Annotated in this window: 16 protein-coding genes; 6 read left to right on the top strand and 10 right to left on the bottom strand. The window is 62.7% G+C overall.

What is annotated here, in order from left to right; genetic code table 11:
• Nucleotides 1-4 precede the first annotated feature (4 nt).
• Nucleotides 5-2,350: an FdhF/YdeP family oxidoreductase gene (locus tag AK81_RS15915; RefSeq protein ID WP_043200316.1), complete on the top strand. Its 2,346-nt coding sequence runs from the start codon at nt 5-7 to the stop codon at nt 2,348-2,350.
• Between the two features lie 316 nt (nt 2,351-2,666).
• Nucleotides 2,667-3,146: a glycine zipper domain-containing protein gene (locus tag AK81_RS15910; RefSeq protein WP_043200314.1), complete on the top strand. Its 480-nt coding sequence runs from the start codon at nt 2,667-2,669 to the stop codon at nt 3,144-3,146.
• Between the two features lie 55 nt (nt 3,147-3,201).
• Here AK81_RS15910 and AK81_RS15905 read toward each other — a convergent pair whose 3' ends face one another.
• The 3 genes from AK81_RS15905 to hslO form a co-directional block, all read right to left on the bottom strand.
• Complete coding sequence (locus AK81_RS15905; RefSeq protein ID WP_043200313.1) at nt 3,202-3,642, bottom strand: acyl-CoA thioesterase; 441 nt, start codon at nt 3,640-3,642, stop codon at nt 3,202-3,204.
• 286 nt (nt 3,643-3,928) lie between these two features.
• Nucleotides 3,929-5,470: a phosphoenolpyruvate carboxykinase gene (locus tag AK81_RS15900; RefSeq protein ID WP_043200312.1), complete on the bottom strand. Its 1,542-nt coding sequence runs from the start codon at nt 5,468-5,470 to the stop codon at nt 3,929-3,931.
• Between the two features lie 179 nt (nt 5,471-5,649).
• A complete protein-coding gene (gene hslO / locus AK81_RS15895) occupies nt 5,650-6,549 on the bottom strand; it encodes an Hsp33 family molecular chaperone HslO (protein ID WP_043200311.1) in 900 nt (299 codons plus the stop codon).
• A gap of 120 nt (nt 6,550-6,669) precedes the next feature.
• Between hslO and AK81_RS15890 the strand changes: the two genes are divergently transcribed.
• A complete protein-coding gene (locus AK81_RS15890) occupies nt 6,670-7,464 on the top strand; it encodes a phosphatase PAP2 family protein (RefSeq protein ID WP_043200310.1) in 795 nt (264 codons plus the stop codon).
• Between the two features lie 128 nt (nt 7,465-7,592).
• On the opposite strand, the gene AK81_RS15885 is transcribed toward AK81_RS15890, so the two are convergent.
• Nucleotides 7,593-7,994, bottom strand: a complete 402-nt coding sequence (locus AK81_RS15885) for an RNA-binding S4 domain-containing protein (RefSeq protein WP_043200309.1) — start codon at nt 7,992-7,994, stop codon at nt 7,593-7,595.
• A gap of 109 nt (nt 7,995-8,103) precedes the next feature.
• Between AK81_RS15885 and AK81_RS15880 the strand changes: the two genes are divergently transcribed.
• Both AK81_RS15880 and rimK read left to right on the top strand, forming a co-directional pair.
• Nucleotides 8,104-8,586: an ATP-dependent zinc protease family protein gene (locus tag AK81_RS15880; RefSeq protein ID WP_016497556.1), complete on the top strand. Its 483-nt coding sequence runs from the start codon at nt 8,104-8,106 to the stop codon at nt 8,584-8,586.
• Nucleotides 8,583-9,488 (top strand): 30S ribosomal protein S6--L-glutamate ligase, encoded by a 906-nt coding sequence (rimK, locus tag AK81_RS15875; protein ID WP_043200308.1) that lies wholly within the window; start codon nt 8,583-8,585, stop codon nt 9,486-9,488. The genes AK81_RS15880 and rimK overlap by 4 nt, the downstream gene beginning before the upstream one ends.
• A gap of 114 nt (nt 9,489-9,602) precedes the next feature.
• On the opposite strand, the gene AK81_RS15870 is transcribed toward rimK, so the two are convergent.
• From AK81_RS15870 to AK81_RS15855, 4 genes are all read right to left on the bottom strand, one after another.
• Nucleotides 9,603-10,913, bottom strand: a complete 1,311-nt coding sequence (locus tag AK81_RS15870) for an MFS transporter (RefSeq protein WP_043200307.1) — start codon at nt 10,911-10,913, stop codon at nt 9,603-9,605.
• 90 nt (nt 10,914-11,003) lie between these two features.
• Entirely contained in the window at nt 11,004-11,477 is a 474-nt protein-coding gene (locus AK81_RS15865; RefSeq protein ID WP_050491895.1) for a RidA family protein, read from the bottom strand.
• 1 nt (nt 11,478) lies between these two features.
• Nucleotides 11,479-13,107 carry a hydantoinase B/oxoprolinase family protein gene (locus AK81_RS15860; protein WP_043200306.1) on the bottom strand — a complete coding sequence of 543 codons (1,629 nt, stop codon included), beginning with the start codon at nt 13,105-13,107 and terminating at the stop codon, nt 11,479-11,481.
• Nucleotides 13,108-13,117: 10 nt separating this feature from the next.
• Nucleotides 13,118-15,205 (bottom strand): hydantoinase/oxoprolinase family protein, encoded by a 2,088-nt coding sequence (locus AK81_RS15855; protein WP_043200305.1) that lies wholly within the window; start codon nt 15,203-15,205, stop codon nt 13,118-13,120.
• A 214-nt stretch (nt 15,206-15,419) separates the two neighbouring features.
• On the opposite strand from AK81_RS15855, the gene AK81_RS15850 reads away from it, so the two are divergent.
• Nucleotides 15,420-16,115: a FadR/GntR family transcriptional regulator gene (locus AK81_RS15850; protein WP_154100796.1), complete on the top strand. Its 696-nt coding sequence runs from the start codon at nt 15,420-15,422 to the stop codon at nt 16,113-16,115.
• A gap of 204 nt (nt 16,116-16,319) precedes the next feature.
• On the opposite strand, the gene AK81_RS15845 is transcribed toward AK81_RS15850, so the two are convergent.
• Nucleotides 16,320-17,633: an ATP-binding protein gene (locus AK81_RS15845; protein WP_043200303.1), complete on the bottom strand. Its 1,314-nt coding sequence runs from the start codon at nt 17,631-17,633 to the stop codon at nt 16,320-16,322.
• Between the two features lie 13 nt (nt 17,634-17,646).
• Nucleotides 17,647-18,387 carry a two-component system response regulator OmpR gene (gene ompR, locus AK81_RS15840; RefSeq protein ID WP_016484407.1) on the bottom strand — a complete coding sequence of 247 codons (741 nt, stop codon included), beginning with the start codon at nt 18,385-18,387 and terminating at the stop codon, nt 17,647-17,649.
• Nucleotides 18,388-18,490: the final 103 nt, after the last annotated feature.

Raw genomic sequence — 18,490 nt, 5'->3', positions numbered from 1 at the left:
AGCCGTGACCTCGTACCAGCACCTTCCGGACAACGCCCCAGCCTCCACTCCTCGCTACAAGCCCTACCACGGCCCCGCTGGCGGCTGGGGCGCACTGCGCAGCGTGGCCAAGGCCTGGGTCGGCAGCGATAACGCGCTGAAGAACATTCGCGCGCTGCTCAAGACCAACCAGAACGGCGGCTTCGACTGCCCGGGCTGCGCCTGGGGCGATTCGCCGGAAAGCGGCATGGTCAAGTTCTGCGAGAACGGCGCCAAGGCGGTGAACTGGGAAGCGACCAAGCGCCGCGTCGATGCGGCCTTCTTCGCCCGTTACAGCGTCACCTCGCTGCTGCAGCAGAGCGACTACTGGCTGGAGTACCAAGGGCGCCTGACCGAGCCGATGGTTTACGACGCGCCCAGCGACCGTTACCTGCCGATCAGCTGGGATGCCGCCTTTGCCCTGATAGCCCGCGAGCTGAACGCGCTGACCACGCCGGACCAAGCCGAATTCTATACCTCGGGGCGCGCCAGCAACGAAGCGGCATACCTGTACCAGTTGTTCGTGCGCGCCTACGGCACCAACAACTTCCCCGACTGCTCGAACATGTGCCACGAGGCCAGTGGTGTGGCCCTGGGGCAAAGCGTCGGGGTTGGCAAGGGCACCGTCACCTTCGACGACTTCGAGCATGCCGACACGATTTTCGTCTGGGGCCAGAACCCCGGCACCAACCACCCGCGCATGCTCGACCCGCTGCGCGATGCGGTGAAGCGTGGCGCCCAGGTGGTGTGCGTCAACCCGCTGAAGGAACGTGGCCTGGAGCGTTTCCAGCACCCGCAAAACCCGCTGGAGATGCTGACCAACAGTGACCGGCCGACCAACACCGCGTTCTTCCGCCCGGCGCTGGGCGGCGACATGGCGCTGCTGCGCGGCATGGCCAAGTTCGCCCTGCAATGGGAGCGCGAAGCCCAGGCCAAGGGCGAACCGGCCGTGTTCGACCATGCTTTCATTGCCGAACATGGCCATGGCGTCGACGATTACCTGGCAGTGGTAGATGCCACGCCGTGGGAACACATTCAGGATCAGTCCGGCCTGGCACTGGCCGACATCGAGCTGGCCGCACGCATGTACTGCCGGGGCAAGCGGGTGATCATGTGCTGGGCGATGGGCATCACCCAGCACCGCCACTCGGTGCCGACCATCCAGGAAATCGTCAACCTGCAGATGCTGCGCGGCAACATCGGCGCACCCGGCGCTGGCCTGTGCCCGGTGCGTGGCCACAGCAACGTGCAGGGCGACCGCACCATGGGCATCAACGAGCGCCCACCGGTGGCCCTGCTTGACGCCCTCGAGAAGCGTTTTGGCTTCCCCGTACCCCGGCACAACGGCCACAACACCGTCGAAGCAATCCACGCCATGCTCGACGGCCGCGCCCGGGTATTCATCGGCCTGGGCGGCAACTTCGCCCAAGCCACGCCCGACACCGAACGCACCGCACAGGCGCTGCGCAACTGCGCGCTGACCGTGCATATCAGCACCAAGCTCAACCGCAGCCACCTGGTCCACGGCAAGCAGGCGCTGATTCTGCCGTGCCTTGGCCGCACCGACATCGACCTGCAGGCCGACGGGCCGCAAGCGGTAACGGTGGAAGACTCGTTCAGCATGGTGCACGCCTCCAACGGCCAGCTGAAGCCACTGTCGACGCAGATGCGCTCGGAACCCGCAGTGGTTGCCGGCATCGCCGCCGCCACCCTGGGCAAGCACCCGGTGGACTGGCACTGGCTGGTGGCCGACTACGACCGCATCCGTGACCTGATCAGCGATACCATTGCCGGCTTCAGCGGTTTCAACCAGCGCCTGCAACACCCAGGCGGCTTCTATTTGGGGAACAGCGCCGGCAGTCGCGAATGGAAGACCAGCACCGGCCGCGCCAACTTCAAGGCCAACCTGCTGCCGGATTCGTTGCTCGATGAGCGCGTGCGCGCCAGTGGCCAGCTGCCGGACCTGATCATGCAGTCGATGCGCTCGCACGATCAGTACAACACCACCATCTACGGCCTGGACGACCGCTACCGCGGCGTGCGCGGCCAACGCGAGGTGCTGTTCGCCAACGAAGCCGACATCATCCGCCTGGGCTTCCAGCCGGGGCAGAAGGTCGACATCGTGTCGCTGTGGGGCGATGAGCATGTGCGCCGGGTGCAGGGCTTCACCCTGCTGGCCTTCGACATCCCGGCCGGGCAGGCCGCGGCGTATTACCCCGAAGTGAACCCGCTGGTGCCGCTGGAGAGCATTGGCGATGGCAGCCATACGCCGACATCGAAGTTCATTGCCATCAAGCTGGAGCGGGCGCAGGACGACGGGCGTATCCTTTAGGCATTGCGTTGGGCTCTTCGCGGGCTTGCCCGCTCCCACAGGTACTTCACCAAGCTTGAAGTTGGTGGTGATCCTGTGGGAGCGGGCAAGCCCGCGAAGAGGCCAGAAGCGACAGCGCAAAAACGAAAAAAGCCCTGTTCCGTAACGGTTCAGGGCTTTGTCATAAAGGTCTCAGACAGCCGAAAATCGATAAAGTTTCACAGTAAATACAGTAACTTAGAGAATTGTGTACAACTCGTGCTACTCGTCGGATTTCGTTTGCCAGCCACGCCGCTTACCCTCAAATTCGCCTCGTCATCCCTATGAGGCTCTCTTGATGAAGAAGTACTCCTCGATTCTGTTGTTGTCTTTCAGCTTGCTCAGCGGCGTTGCCATGGCAGGCGGCACCACCGAGGCCGGCATCGGCGGCGCATTGGGTGGGGTACTGGGCTCAGTGGTGGGCAACTCCATCGGTGGTAGCACCGGCGGCGCCATTGGCGCAGGCCTGGGCGGCGCGGCCGGCGGTGCCCTGGGCGCCGACAAGCGCCAGCGCGGTGAGGCCGCTATCGGCGGCGCGCTGGGCGCAGCTGGCGGTAACGTGGTCGGTCGCTCGGTGGGCGGCACCACCGGTAGCTACATTGGCGCAGCAGCCGGCGGTGGTGCTGGTGGTGCGCTGGGTAACTACATGGGCAACAAGGCCGACGAAGACGAGCGCCATGAAGACCGCCGCTACCGTCGCGGCTACGACGACCGTCGCCACTACGATCGCGGCCGCCACTACGGCCACCGCAAGCACAAGCGCCACTGGCGCGACTGATGCCTGAGGGCCCTGCCCTGGCAACAAAAGCCCCGCCCCTTACGGCGGGGCTTTTTTATGCCTGCTGCTCCAGTACAAGCCCAGACATAATCACCTGCAGCGCCTCTGGCAGTGTCACCGGCCTGCCACTGGCGCGCTCGATGAACACCTGCACCACCGCACCTGCCGCACACGCCTCCGGCTCGCCCGGGCGGAACAGCGCCAGGCGGTACTCCACCGTACTGCCCGCCAGGCGCGTCACCCCCAAGCCCACTTCGAGCACATCGGGGAAGCCCGGCAACGCGTAGAAGTCCGCAGCCGAACTGACCACGAAGGCCGCCAGCGCGCCGTCACGCAGGTCCACCTCGGCCTGTTCGACGAGAAAGGCATGGATAGCGGTTTCGAAAAAACCATGCACGGTAGCACCGGCGATATGGCCGTTGACGTCGTTGTCCGAAGGGCGGGTGAGGATGGGGTGGAAGTGGGAGAAGGCAGTGCGCTGAGGGGATTCGGTCATCTGTCTGGCTCTTGTCTTCGCAATTGATGCTGACAGTGAAACAGAAAATCCAGACTTTCGCTGCCTGAGCCGCCTCCCAAAGCCTCGAGATCCCATGTAGGAGCGGCCTTGTGTCGCGATGGGCTGCGACGCAGCCCCAGCAATTTCTGCATTGACACTGAGATCCTGGGGCCGCGTCGCGGCCCATCGCGACACAAGGCCGCTCCTACAAAAAACCGCGTGAGCCGGGAATCAAGAACAAAAAAGCCGCCCCTGAGGGCGGCTTTCTTGTTACGGCTGGCTCAGCTTACAGCTGTGGGCCAGCGGCCTTGATGGCGTCGGAAACTTCGAACTTCTTGAAGTTTTCGATGAACAGCTTGGCCAGGCCTTGGGCCGCCGCGTCGTAGGCAGCTTTGTCAGCCCAGTTGGTGCGCGGGTTGAGCAGCTCGGTTTCAACGCCCGGGACGACTTTTGGTACGTCCAGGTTGATGATGTCCAGGTGCTCGGTTTCGGCACCGACCAGCGCGCCGCTCTGGATCGCAGCGATCACCGCACGGGTGGTCGGGATGCTGAAGCGCTTGCCAACGCCGTAGCCACCGCCGGTCCAGCCGGTGTTGACCAGGTAGACCTTGGAGTTGAAGCCGTTGATACGCTTGATCAGCAGCTCGGCGTACTCGCCAGCCGGGCGCGGGAAGAACGGTGCGCCGAAGCAGGTGGAGAAGGTGGACTTGATGCCGCCGCCCGAACCCATTTCGGTCGAACCGACCAGCGCGGTGTAACCGGACAGGAAGTGGTAGGCCGCCTGCTCGTTGTTCAGGATCGAAACCGGAGGCAGAACACCGGTCAGGTCGCAGGTCAGGAAGATGACCGCGTTAGGCTCGCCGCCCAGGTTCGCTTCGGAACGCTTGGCAACGTGCTCCAGCGGGTAGGCTGCACGGCTGTTCTGGGTCAGGCTGACATCGGTGTAGTCGGCGTGCTTGTTGGCGTCGAGAACGACGTTTTCCAGCACAGCGCCGTGCTTGATGGCTTTCCAGATGACCGGCTCGTTCTTCTCGGACAGGTCGATGCACTTGGCGTAGCAGCCGCCTTCCATGTTGAAGACAACGCCTTCGCCCCAGCCGTGCTCGTCGTCACCGATCAGGTAACGGCTTTCGTCGGCCGACAAGGTGGTCTTGCCGGTGCCGGACAGGCCGAAGAACAGGGTCACATCGCCTTCTTCGCCGATGTTGGCCGCGCAGTGCATTGGCAGTACGTCGGCAGCCGGCAGCAGGAAGTTCTGCACCGAGAACATGGCTTTCTTCATTTCGCCGGCGTAACGCATGCCAGCGATCAGCACTTTCTTGGCGGCGAAGTTGATGATCACGCAACCGTCGGAGTTGGTGCCGTCACGCTCAGGCTCGCACACGAAGTTGGCAACGTTGAGCACCTGCCACTGATCGCGGCCAGCCGGGTTGAACTGCTCCGGGTTGATGAACAGGCAACGGCCGAACAGGTTCTGCCAGGCAGTCTGGGTGGTCATCTTCACCGGCAGGTAGTGCTCGGCAGCCGCCCCTACGTGAACGTAGGAAACGAAGTGATCCTGGGCGTTGTTGAACGCCTCGACGCGGTCCCACAGGGCATCGAACTTGTCGGCCGGGAACTTGCGGTTGATCGGGCCCCAGGAAATGGCGTCCTGGGTGGAAGGTTCTTCGACGATGAAACGGTCAGCCGGCGAACGGCCAGTACGGTGACCGGTCTCTACGACCAGTGCGCCAGTATCGGCTAGTACGCCTTCACCGCGTTGCAGCGCTTCTTTTACCAGCTCATCGACGCTCAGGTCGGTGTACACGGTGTTGTTGGCTTGCGTCATGAGATACCCCATCCGGCCCGAGGCCGAGTGCTCCAAACGTTTTGTAGTTGTCTTGAAAAAACTACTACAGCGAAAAAAGTGGCCGGATTATGCCAGAAACGCCCAAAAAAAGTAGGCCCCTCCTGTCGTAACCGCGCTTTTGCGCAATTCGACAGGAGATTTCCCTGCAATTAAACGTTTCAGTGGCGAGTTTCTGACGCCGTGTCTGTACCGCCACCGGCAAACAGTTGCGCTACATCGCTGGCATCGAAGAAATAGCGCTCGTTGCAGAACTGGCAATCGATTTCTACCTTGCCGCCACATTCCTCCACCAGTGCCTTGGCATCGTGCTCGCCCAGGCTCACCAGCGCATTGCCGGAGCGTTCGCGCGAGCAGCTGCAATTGAAGCGCAACGGCTGGATGTCGAACAGACGCACGGCATCTTCGTGGTACAGGCGGTGCAGCAGGGTTTCGTTACCTTCGGCCCATTCTTCAGGCTTGAGGGTCTTGGCCAGCGCGATCACGTGCTGCCAGCTGTCTTCGCGCTCTTCGTCGTCAGGCTGGCGATCACGCGGCAGCTGCTGCAGCAGCAGGCCACGGGCCTTGCCGTTTTCGGCGTTGAGCCAGAAGCGGGTATTGAGCTGTTGCGACTGGACGAAGTAGCTGGTGAAGCACTCCGACAGGTTGGCGCCATCGAGGTCCACGGTCCCCTGGTAGCGCTGGCCCTTGACCGGGTCGATGGTCAGGGTCAGGTGGCCGTCGGGCATCAACTGCGCCAGCGTGGCGTCAGCGGCGATCTGATCGGCCTCGTAGCGTGCCACGCCACGGATCTCGCGATCGCCCGAGCATTCCACCATCAGCAGCGGGATCGGCCCTTCCGAGCGCGCCTGCAAAATCAGCAGGCCATCGAACTTCAACGCACCCACCAGCAAGGCGGTGGCAGCCATCAGTTCGCCGAGCAGTGCCTGCACCGGCTGTGGGTACTCATGACGCGCCAGTACCGCGGCGAAGCTGTCATCGAGAGACACCCACTCGCCGCGCACATCGCGCTCGTCAAAGATGAAACGTTGAGTGAAATCGGTATCTGGCAAATCGCTCATAGGTTTTGGCTATCTAAAAATGATGACAAAATGGTTACAACGGTAGTCGAAAAACCTTCGAAAACCCGTGACAGAGCGCTCACAAGGCGCTCCGATTCCTGTTTGCAATAGAGGTATTTTATGGACAATCGACCACTGTTCCAAGCTAGGTGGTCCTTGGGGCCTTTGGCAGCCTGCACGCTGCTTCCCATCGCTCTACTGTGTTTCTGGTTATGGCCCATTGGCCAGATCTTGTGCCTGACTTTCGACGAGTGGCTGTTCCACAGCCTGAATGCGCCGCTGGCCGACAACACCACATGGCGTTACATCTGGACCGTCGGCAGCCTGCGCCCGTTCGACATCGTCGTCGGGCTGATCCTGCTGGCAGTGCTTATCCGTGGTGACTGGGTGTTCAAGGCCACTCAGGTTCGCCAGGCCTTTTTCGGCTTTCTGGTCACGCTACTCCTCTTAGTGGTGATTCGCGCGCTGTTTTCCAAGTGGGTGGATGCAGCAGGGTGGCAGCACAAGAGCCCGTCGATGATGTTCGACGACGTGGTGCACCTCAGCGACTACTACCCGAACCTGGAGGCGGCCTGGGAGCTCAAGGACAAATCCAGCAAGAGTTTCCCGGGGGATCACGCCTCGGTGCTGCTGATCTGGGCGCTGTTCATGAGCGTATTCAGCCGCCGCCTGGTGCAGTTCCTGGTGATCTGGGGGCTGGCGGTGCTGTTCATGCTGCCGCGCCTGGTAGCCGGTGCGCACTGGGGGCAGGATGACTACATTGGCGGGTTGCTGATGGCGGTGCTGGCGTTGGGCTGGAGCTACTACACGCCGCTGGCGGCCAAGGGTAGTGAGGCATTGATGCGGTGGACTGCGCCGTTGTTCACGATTGTGGCCAAGCTACCGTTGGTCGGACGGTTGGCGGTCGTCCGCTAGGCCCTCGGGGGCTGCTGCGCAGCCCATCGCGACGCAAGGCCGCTCCCACAGGACTGCGCAAGACCTATGGAGCGCGCCTTCCGTGTGGGAGCGGCCTTGTGTCGCGATGGGCCGCAGAGCGGCCCCGGCTATTCAAAGCTTCCATGCAGCTGGTGAATCTGCCGGCGCTGCTTCTTGTTTGGCCGGCCATCGGTGGTCACGCCCATGGCCCCGGCCTTGCGCATTTCGGCCGCCTGTTCACGGCGACGCACGCTTTCTTCAGTTTCCTCGTACAGCGTCTGCGCTTCCGGCGCCCCACGCCGCACTACCGACAACGCCTTCACCACCACGGTGCGCTCGTCGAACCCGGTGCGCAGCAAAAATTCGTCACCCACTCGCGGCTCCTTGCCCGGCTTGCAACGCTCGCCGCGGCAATGCACCTTGCCGCTCTCGATCGCCGCTTTGGCCAGCGCCCGCGTCTTATAGAAACGCGCTGCCCACAGCCACTTGTCCAGGCGAACCTTGTCGTCGTCTTCGGCTTTTTGTGCCATCCCGTTACCTCGAATACTGTGTTTCATCGAACTGTACTACCGTAACGAGCGGATGCAAAAAATCCCCGGCGTGCTTACAGTTCACCACCTCATTCGCAGGGTGCGCTTAGTGAAGACATTTGACCATTTGACTGTGATCGGCCTGCGTGAGTGGATAGCCCTGCCCGACCTGGGTGTCGCCGGGCTGCGCGCCAAGATCGACACCGGCGCCAGCACCTCAAGCCTGCACGCTACCGAGGTGGAACCGTTCGAGCGCGACGGCCAGCCGTGGGTCCGTTTCACCGCGCACCTGGGCTCGGTGGTGCAGTTGCGTCACCGGCGCTGCGAGGCGCCGCTGGTCACCATGAAAACCATAAAGAGTTCCAACGGCCACGCCCAGACCCGTTATGTCATTCGCACGTCACTGGCGCTGGGCGATGGTGTGTGGGAGGTGGAGTTCACCCTGGCCTGCCGCAAGAACATGCGCTACCGCCTGCTGCTCGGTTCCAAGGCCTTGATCCAGGGCCAGTTGGTGGTGAACCCCGGCTTGAAGTACGTACAAGATAAACCGGCCTTTCCGGCCACCCTTTCCCCTGTCACAGGTGCTGCATGAAGATCGCTGTGCTGTCGCGCAATCCGCGTCTGTATTCCACCCGCCGCCTGGTCGAAGCCGGTACCCAGCGTGGCCACGAAATGGTGGTGATCGATACCCTGCGGGCCTATATGAACATTGCCAGCCACAAGCCGCAGATCCACTACCGCGGCAAACCGCTGGAAGGCTTCGATGCCGTGATCCCGCGCATCGGGGCCTCGGTCACCTTTTACGGCTGCGCCGTGCTGCGCCAGTTCGAAATGATGGGCGTGTACCCGCTCAACGAGTCGGTAGCCATTGCCCGCTCGCGCGACAAGCTGCGCTCGCTGCAACTGCTGTCGCGTCGCGGTATCGGCCTGCCGATTACCGGCTTCGCCCACTCACCCGACGACATCCCCGACCTGATCCAGATGGTCAATGGCGCCCCGCTGGTGATCAAGGTGCTGGAAGGCACCCAGGGCATTGGCGTGGTGCTGTGCGAAACCACCCAGGCGGCCGAGTCGGTGATCGAGGCGTTCATGGGCCTCAAGCAGAACATCATGGTTCAGGAGTACATCAAGGAGGCCGGCGGCGCCGACATTCGCTGCTTCGTGGTGGGAGACAAGGTGATTGCCTCGATGAAGCGCCAGGCCAAGCCGGGCGAGTTCCGCTCCAACCTGCACCGCGGGGGCGTCGCCAGCCTGATCAAGATTACCCCGGAAGAGCGGATTACCGCGATTCGTGCGGCCAAGGTGATGGGGTTGAGCGTGGCGGGTGTGGATATCCTGCGGTCCAACCATGGGCCGTTGGTGATGGAGGTGAACTCGTCGCCGGGGCTGGAGGGCATTGAAGTGACCACCGGCAAGAACGTGGCCGGGATGATCTTCGAGCACCTGGAGAAGAACGGCGGGCCCAATCAGACCCGGACCAAAGGTAAGGGCTGATGTAAGCCTGTGCCGGCCTCTTCGCGGGCAAGCCCACTCCTACAGTGGGCTACGCCGGGGGCCCGTAAAGCTGCCGCCAGGCTGCGAACCTGGCGGTGCGGTCTACCGGGCGACTCACCCAACCCCCGGCTCCCGAGCGAGCCCACCCATACCCTGATCCACTGGTACCTCCTTCACGGACTGCTCAGGCCTGGCCATGAACATGATCACTGCCGCAGCTCCAAGGTCCAGCACCGACAAGGCGGCAAACAACGGCCCGTAACCGATCTTGGTCACCAGCACGCCCATGATTGCCGTGTACACCGCCGCACCGAGAAACCCGCACATGCCGATGAGCCCGGCTGCGGTGGCCACGTCGTTCTTGTCGAAGGAGTCCGAGGTCATCGAGTACAGCGCGCAAGACAACATCTGGTGGGCGAAGCCGCCCACGCACAGCAGCATGATCGCAGTGTAGGGGCTGCCCGCCAGCCCTACACAACCGGGTGCAATCATGCACAGGCAACCGGTGACCATCACCAGTTTGCGCGAGGTGAACAGCGAGACCTTGAAGTGGCGATGGTAGAACGGTGACAGGTAGCCGCCGACCACGCTGCCCAAGTCTGCCGCCAGGAACGGCAGCCAGGCGAAAAGTGCGATCTGCTTGATGTCCATGCCGCGCTCGTGCATCAGGTACAGCGGGATCCAGGCATTGAACACCTGCCAGGCCGGGTCGGCCATGAAGCGGGCGATCGCCACCGCGTAGAAGTTGCGCCGCTTGAGCACCTTGCGCCATTGCGCCTTTTGTTTGGGCTGGTCACGAAACTTTGCTTCCTGACCCGCGTAGATGTATTCGAGCTCCTCGGGATGTATTTGCGGGTGCTCGCCCGGCGGATGATAGAGCCAATACCAAAGGCCGCCCCAGATCAAACCGAACACACCGGTGAGGATGAACGCCAGTTGCCAGCCGCTGCTCAGGATCGCCCACACCACCAGCGGCGGCGCCAGCAAAGCGCCCAGTGCGGAGCCGATGTTGAACCAGCCCAGCGCCACCGAGCGCTCCTTGGCCGGGAACCACTCGGCAGTGGTCTTGATGCCGGCGGGATAACCGGCGGCCTCGGTCATGCCCAGCAGCCCGCGAAAAAAAGCCAAGCTTTGCCAACCGGTTGCAAACGCGGCCAGCGCACAGGAAACCGACCAGGCAATGGCGAACAGGGCGAAGCCCAGCTTGATGCCGATCGCGTCGATGATGTAACCGGCCACCGGTTGCATCAGCGCATAGCCAACAGTCCAGGCGACGACCACCCAGGAATACTCCTCGGTGGTCATGTTCATCTCGGTCATCATGGTCGGCGCGGCAACCGAGAGGGTATTGCGGGCCAGGTAGTTGATGATCAAGCCAATGATCATCAAGCCCACCACCCACCAACGTAAGCTTTTTATCTTCATGAACGACACGCTCTTGTTTTTATTGCTGTGTGAAGGTGCGCAGGGGCCTGCGCACCTTGTTACGGCTGAAGACGGGCTTGGATGTGGGGGTCAGGCCATTTCGAAAATGGCGTCTACCTCCACCGCGAAGCCCCTGGGTAAGGAGCTCACACCAATCGTGGTACGCGCATGCTGGCCACATTCGCCGAACACCTGCACCAGCAGTTCGGAGGCGGCGTCGATCACCGCGCCAGATTCGGTGAAGTCATCCACCGCATTGACGTAGCCGCGCAGCTGCACACAGCCCTTCACCCGGTCGATATCACCCCCCACTGCGTGTGCCACATGGGCCAGCACATTCAAGGTGCACAGCTTTGCGGCCTCGCGGGCCTGGCTGACATTCAGCTGCACACCTACCTTGCCGATGAACACCGCCTCGCCATCACGCTTGGAGCCCTGCCCCGAGACGAACAGCAGGTTGCCCACGCGGCGCGCGGCGACAAAGGGGTTGTTGCCTGGCACCAACAGCGGTAATTGCAGATCAAGCTGCGCGAGCCGCGCAGTAAATGAAGAACTCGCCAACATGTCAGTTCACCTCGCGGGTATATTCAAATGCAAGGTCCTGCGCCCGCGCCTCGGCTGAACGCTCGGCCACCGGCCCATAACCGCCACCACCCGGCAATTCCAGCACCAGGCGTTTGCCACCCGGTACGTACTGGCGGCCCTTGGTTGCCAGGCGAGTGCCGTCGTCCAGCCGCACTACGCCCGGCGCGCCATCTTCACCACCTTCGCGGCCACGCGCCGGGTGGGCGACACGGTCGAACATGGCGTTAAACCAGATCTCGTAGCCATCCTTGGGCGCAATCTCGACCACCTGCCCCAGCCCGCCACGGTACTTGCCGGCGCCGCCAGAACCTTCGCGCAGCTCCTTGCGCCAGAACACCACCGGCCCCACTTGCTCGGTCGCCTCGATCGACATGGATTGCACGCCGCTGGGGAATGCCGTGGCACTGGGCCCGTCCAGGCCGGGCCGGGCGCCCATGCCGCCGCTGTTGAACAGCAGCACTTCGGCGCCTTCCGCACCTTCGCCAGGCTGCACCGGACGCACACTCACATGCAGGTTCCACAAGGCACCCGCACCTTCGGCAGGTATCTGCCCAGGCAGCAGCTGATGGATGGCCCCAAGCACTGCGTCAGGTACCAGGTGCCCGAGCACATGGCGCACTGACACCGGTGCAGGTCGCTGTGCGTTGAGGATGCAATCGGTCGGCGCTACCACCTTGAACGGCTTGAGCGAGGCATGGTTGTTGGGGATGTCCGGGGCAATCGCGCACTTGATGCCGTAGCAGGCATAGGCTGTGGAGTAGATCAGCGGACAGTTGATGCCTTTTTTGCTCGGCGCGGAGGTACCGGCGAAATCCACGGTGATCTGGTCAGTAGCGACGGTCAGCGCAACGGCGATATCGATCGGCGAATCGTAGCCGTCCACGCGCATCAGGTTCTGGTACACGCCGCGGGGCAAGGCACTGATTCGTTCCAGGGTGGCGGCGTGGCTGCGATCGAAGACGAACTGCGACAGATGCTCCAGGTCGGCCAGACCGAATTCACCCATCATGTCCATCAGGCGCCGATGGCCGATTTCATTGCAGGCGGCCAGCGAGTAAATATCGCCGACCACCTGGCGGCTTTCGCGCACGTTGTTGCGGATAAGGTGCACCAGGTCGCGGTTGACGGTGCCGCGCTCGGCAAACTTCATGATCGGGATGAAGATGCCCTCTTCGTACACCTCATTGGCATCCGGGCCGAAGCCGCGGCCGCCGACATCCACCACATGGGCGGTACAGGCGAAGAAACCGACCAGCTTGCCCGCGCGGAAGCTGGGCGATACCACGGTGAAGTCATGCAGGTGACCGGTACCTTTCCAGGGGTCGTTGGTGATGTACACATCACCTTCGAAAAGGTTGTCGCGGCCAATGTCGCGAATGAAGTGGCCTACCGCCTCGGCCATCGCATTGACGTGCCCGGGGGTACCGGTCACGGCCTGAGCGATCATTTCACCGGCCTGGTTGAACACTCCAGCGGACAGGTCGCCGGACTCGCGCACGCTGGTGCTGAATGCCGTGCGAATCAGCGTGAGCGCTTGTTCTTCAACCACAGAAATCAGGCGGTTCCACATGATCTGCATGCGCACATCAGTCAGGGTTTGTTGGCTCATGGTGTTCTCCTCAGGCCTTGACGGCGCGCAGCAGCAGGCAACCGTCGCCTTGCATGATGGCTTCACGGCTGGCGGTAACGATGGTGGTGGTTTCGCGTTCGGTGATCACAGCCGGGCCGGCTACCCAGTCGCCTGCGCGCATGTGCTCACGGTCGACTACCGCGGCGGTCTGGAAGCCTTCAAGGCGGGCGTCGAACAATCGCCGCTTGCCGCTGACCCGAGCGGGCGCGCCTTTATCGGTCAGCGGCCGCCGTTGCGGCTTGGCGACAGGCGAACTTGCGCGCAGTGACCAACTGACGATTTCGATATCCAGGCCGTCGATGGTGCGGCCGAAAAAGGCCTCGTATTCCCGGTCGTAACCTGCCTTCAGGGCTTGCCCGTCTGCCTTGCCCAGTTGCTCTATCGGTACATTGACCGGCAATTCCCAGCCCTGGCCGACATAGCGCATGAAGGCGGTGCACTCAAGCTCGGGCTCGGCGCTGCCGGCCCCCATGCGCACAAAGCTGGTGGCTTCTTCGATCAGCTCGTAGACCAGTTGGTTGGCCTTGGCAGCATCGAAGCTGCTCAGGCGCATGTAGGCACTGCGCACGCTTTCGAAGCCGAACGGTGCGCGTAGAAAGCCGATGGCCGAGCCAACCCCGGCCCCCGGCGGTACCAGCAGATCGGCAACGGCAAGCTTTTCACACAAGCGCGCAGCGTGCAGTGGCGCAGCACCGCCAAAGGCGATCATGGTGAATTCGCTCAACTCCTTGCCGTTTTCTACGGCGTGCATGCGCGCCGCGTTACTCATGTTTTCGTCGACCACCTCGCTCAAGCCAAAGGCCGCAGTCGCTTGGTCCACCTGTAGGGGCGCACACAGGGCTGTTTCCACCGCAACGGCGCTGGCATCGCTATGCAGGGTAATCGAGCCACCGGCAAAGGCTTCTGGGTCCAGGCGGCCCAGCAGCAGGTCGGCATCGGTCACGGTCGGTTTCTCGCCGCCCCGGCCGTAGCACGCCGGACCAGGCTCGGAGCCGGCGCTGTGCGGGCCTACGCGAATCTGGCGCATGGCATCCACGCTGGCAATCGACCCACCACCGGCGCCAATCTCGACCATCTCGATTACTGGGATCGAAATCGGCATGCCACTGCCCTTCTTGAAACGCCAGGTACGAGCCACTTCAAAGGTGCGCGAGGTTTTCGGCACTTGCTGCTCGATCATGCAGATTTTTGCCGTGGTGCCGCCCATGTCGTACGACAGCACATGGTCCAGCCCATAACGGGCGGCTACATCGGCCGCGAAAATCGCGCCACCGGCCGGCCCCGATTCCAGCAGCCGTACCGGGAAGTCGATGGCGCTCTGCACACTGATAATGCCGCCCCCCGAATGCATCATGTAAACCGGGCAGGCAACGCCCTCTTCTTCCAGGCGCTGCACCAGGCGGTTGAGGTACGAGGCAATCAACGGCTTCACATAGGCATTGGCGCACACCGTATTGAAGCGCTGGTATTCGCGCATCTGTGGCGATACTTCGGACGATATCGAGACCTGCAGCTGTGGCGCTATCGACTGCAGGCAATCGCGCACGGCTCGTTCATGGTCGCCATTGATATAGCTGTGCATGAAGCCCACCGCCACACTTTCGTAGCCGGCGTCCACCACGCGCTGGCACAGCGCACGGGTTTGCGCCACGTCCAGTGGCTTGGCCACGCTGCCATCGGCCATTACCCGTTCGGCCAGCACGAAGCGGTCGTTACGCGGTACCAGCGCGGTGGGTAGCACGATGTTCAGGTCGTACTGCTCGAAACGGCTCTCGGTGCGCATCTCGATAACATCGCGAAAACCTTCGGTGGTGATCAGCGCAGTGCGCGCGCCGCGCCGTTCAATCAGTGCGTTGGTCGCCAGCGTCGTGCCGTGAATCAGTGTGTCGATGGCCGCAAGGTCGATTTCTGCCTGCTCGCACACCTGCTTTAGCCCATCGATGATGGCCTGTTCGGGGTTGCTGTAGTTGGTCAGTACCTTGGTCGAGTACAGCCGCTCCCCGACTTCCATGGCGACGTCGGTGAAGGTGCCGCCAATGTCGACACCGGCGCGAATAGATTTTCCGTCTCTTGTCATTATTTGGCTCCGGGAAAAGCAAATGCTGGGTGAGGCGCCTCGATATCGATCGAAGCGGTGCGAGAGTTATTGCAGAGATACAATTACCTGTCAAACACCATGGATAGTGATACTATCACTACCCGATTACCATCCGATTGCCCGGCAGTGAGCGATACACCTACACTCGTCGGGCGCAGAGCCATGACGCCTGGAGAGCTTTTTGAATACCCTGATGACGCAAACCACAGAATGGATTCGCAACAAGATCGACAAGGAAGGCCTGAAGGCCGGCGACAAGCTGCCGACGCTGAATCAGCTGGCCAGCGAGTTGGGAGTGAGCCGCACTGTGGTGCGCGATGCGGTCATCGCGCTGGCGGCCGATGGCGTGCTGGAGTCACGCCATGGTGTGGGAGTGTTCGTGCTGGGCGAGCGGACGGCTCCGGCGGAAGTGGCGCTGCTGGATGCCATGCTGGCACCACTCGCCAGCATCAAGGCAACCTTCATGGACCTGCTCGAGTTGCGTATGGCCCTGGAAGTGCATGCCTGCGGGCTTGCCGCCGCCCGCCGCAGTTGGGCCCAGGAAACCACCATCTGGGACGCTGCCACTGCGTTCGAGCAGGCGGCAGGCGACGATGCCCGCCTGGACCTGTGCGATGCAGCGTTCCACCAGGCAATCGCCGAGGCCACCAACAACGCCGCGTTCATCGAGGCGTTCAAGGTGTTGTGCGTAAAAATCACCCCGCGCCCTGCGTTTTCCCGGGAAGTGGACCCCGCACTGATAACACCGCAGTACGTGGAGCAATCGGTAACCGAACACCGCGCAATTTGTGAAGCCATCAGCGCCGGCGACGCCGAACGCGCCCAGCAGGCCATGCGCGCACACCTGGCGCGCGGGCACAGGCGCTATCGGGGAGGGGCCGCGGGCTAGGACGAAACCACAACGTATCCTACCCTCGGGCAGAGCATGCTCGCTCTGCCGCGAAGTGGCAGCAAATCAGGCGCCGCGTTTTTCCAGGCACAATGCAATAGCCGGTTTACGACGGCTACGCCGTCGATCGCACTCAAGCAGCACGCCTACAGGCATACCGCACCCATGTAGGAGAGGGCTTGCCCGCGAATAGGCCAGTGAAGCTCACACAGCATTACGCGGCAACAACAACCCCAGCGGCAACCGCACCCGCGCCTCGATGCCGCCACCAGACCGGTTACGCAGCTCCACATTCCCGCCATGCTGGGCCGCGATGCGCTTGACGATCGCCAGCCCCAGCCCGGTGCCCTTGCCGCCCCGTGCACGGTCCCCACGAATGAACGGGTTGAAGATGGTCTCCAGTTCTGACTCGTCGATCCCGGTGCCACGGTCCAGCACACTCAGCACCACATAAGGCGCACTCTCGTCACCCGACACATAGGCAGCCACTTCCACGCCCTTGCCGGCATGGTGCAGGGCGTTGCCGATCAGGTTGCCCAGCATGCGCTTGAGCGAAACGCGGCGCAGCGGGAACGGCGGGATGGGCTCCAGGCACAGGCGCACCCGTTCTTTCGGCTGGTTGTACGGCGCCACCACTTCACGCACCAGGTCAGCCAGGTCGACCTCTTCCACCGGCTCGTCACGGCCATCGCGGATGAAGGCCAGGAACTGATCGAGGATCGCATCCATGTCCTCGATATCGCGGACCATGTCGTCACTCAAGTCGCTGTCGCTGTTCAGCAAGGACAACGACAGGCGCAGACGCGTCAACGGTGTGCGCAGGTCGTGGGACACCCCGGCCAGCATCAGCTCGCGCTCGCGCCCGGCTTGCTCGACATCTTCGGCCATCTGGTTGAAGGCCTTGTACACCTCGGTCATCTCGCTGGGCGTATCGCTGATCGGCAGGCGCACGCTGCGCCCCTGGCCCAGCTGACGAGCAGCGAACACCAGGCGCTTGAGCGGCTGGTTCAACTGGCGCACGAAGATCCAGGCCGAGGCTGTGGACAACAGGCCGATGGCCAGGAACCAACCCAGCACGTTCCAGATTTTCTGCCCACGCAGCGGGTGCGGGTACAGCGGCACTTTCAGCCAGCCGGGGCCCAGGCTTGGCGCATTGACCCACAACGCCGGTGGCGCATGAATGCGCAGCCGTACCTCGGTGTCTTCGCCCAGCTCCGCCTGCATCTGCCGTTGGTAGATTTCGCTGTAGGGCCAGTGCTGCTCACCCTCGGGCACACCCGAGCCGGTCACGCGGATAAGGCCCGCCGCCTCGGCAATCTTGTCGCGGTTTTCTTCGTCGGCAGCCCAATAGGCGCGCAAGGTCAGCGCCACACCGTGGCTGTACTGACGGTCGACCAGCACGTCCTCGTTCATCAGCAGGTAGACCAGGGTCAAGGCCTTGCTGAACAGGACGACGATCAACACCAGCCACAGGGTGCGGGCGAAGAAACTCTGCGGAAACCAGAGCGGCGTTTTCATGGACGACGCGGCATCATTTACCTGCGTTTCCGTCTGGCACGAACACGTAACCCACGCCCCAGACGGTCTGGATGTAACGCGGCTTGGACGGGTCCGGCTCGATCATGCGGCGCAGGCGCGAGATCTGCACGTCGATGGAGCGCTCCAGTGCATCCCACTCACGGCCACGGGCCAGGTTCATCAGCTTGTCGCGGGTCAGCGGCTCGCGGGCGTGCATCACCAGGGCCTTGAGCACGGCAAACTCGCCGGTGGTGAGCATGTGCACTTCATCGCCACGCTTGAGTTCGCGGGTCGCCAGCGACAGCTCATAGTCGCCGAAGGTGACCGATTCGTCCTCACTGCCCGGCGCACCCGGCACGGCAGGAGCCTGACGGCGCAGCACAGCCTTGACCCGGGCCATCAGCTCGTCCGGGTTGAACGGCTTGCCCAGGTAGTCGTCAGCGCCCAGTTCCAGGCCCTTGATACGGCTCAGCTCGTCGCCCTTGGCGGTGAGCATGATGATCGGGATCTGGTTGTTTTGCTGGCGCAGGCGCTTGCACGCGGACAGGCCGTCCTCGCCCGGCAGCATCAGGTCGAGCACCACCAGGTTGAAGACCTCGCGCTGCAGCAGGCGGTCCATCTGCTCGGTGTTGGGCACCGCACGGGCACGGTAGCCCTTGCTGGTGAAGAAACGTTCCAGCAGGCTGCTAAGCCCCGGATCGTCGTCGACGATGAGAATCTTGTCACCTTCAGCGGTGTTTGCGGTGCCGGTCATGAATAACTCCTCTGATTTCGCCGCGCATTATGGCGTAGCCATTGCTGCACGTTGCGTGAGCATTGTTAGCAGATTTTTCCCCCGGCGCCAGTTCCAGCTGGCT

The sequence above is a fragment of the Pseudomonas putida W15Oct28 genome (genome assembly GCF_000708715.2).
Classification (GTDB): domain Bacteria; phylum Pseudomonadota; class Gammaproteobacteria; order Pseudomonadales; family Pseudomonadaceae; genus Aquipseudomonas; species Aquipseudomonas putida_R.
The sequence above is the reverse complement of the archived record's forward strand: the minus strand, read 5'-3'. Positions and strand labels throughout refer to the sequence as shown.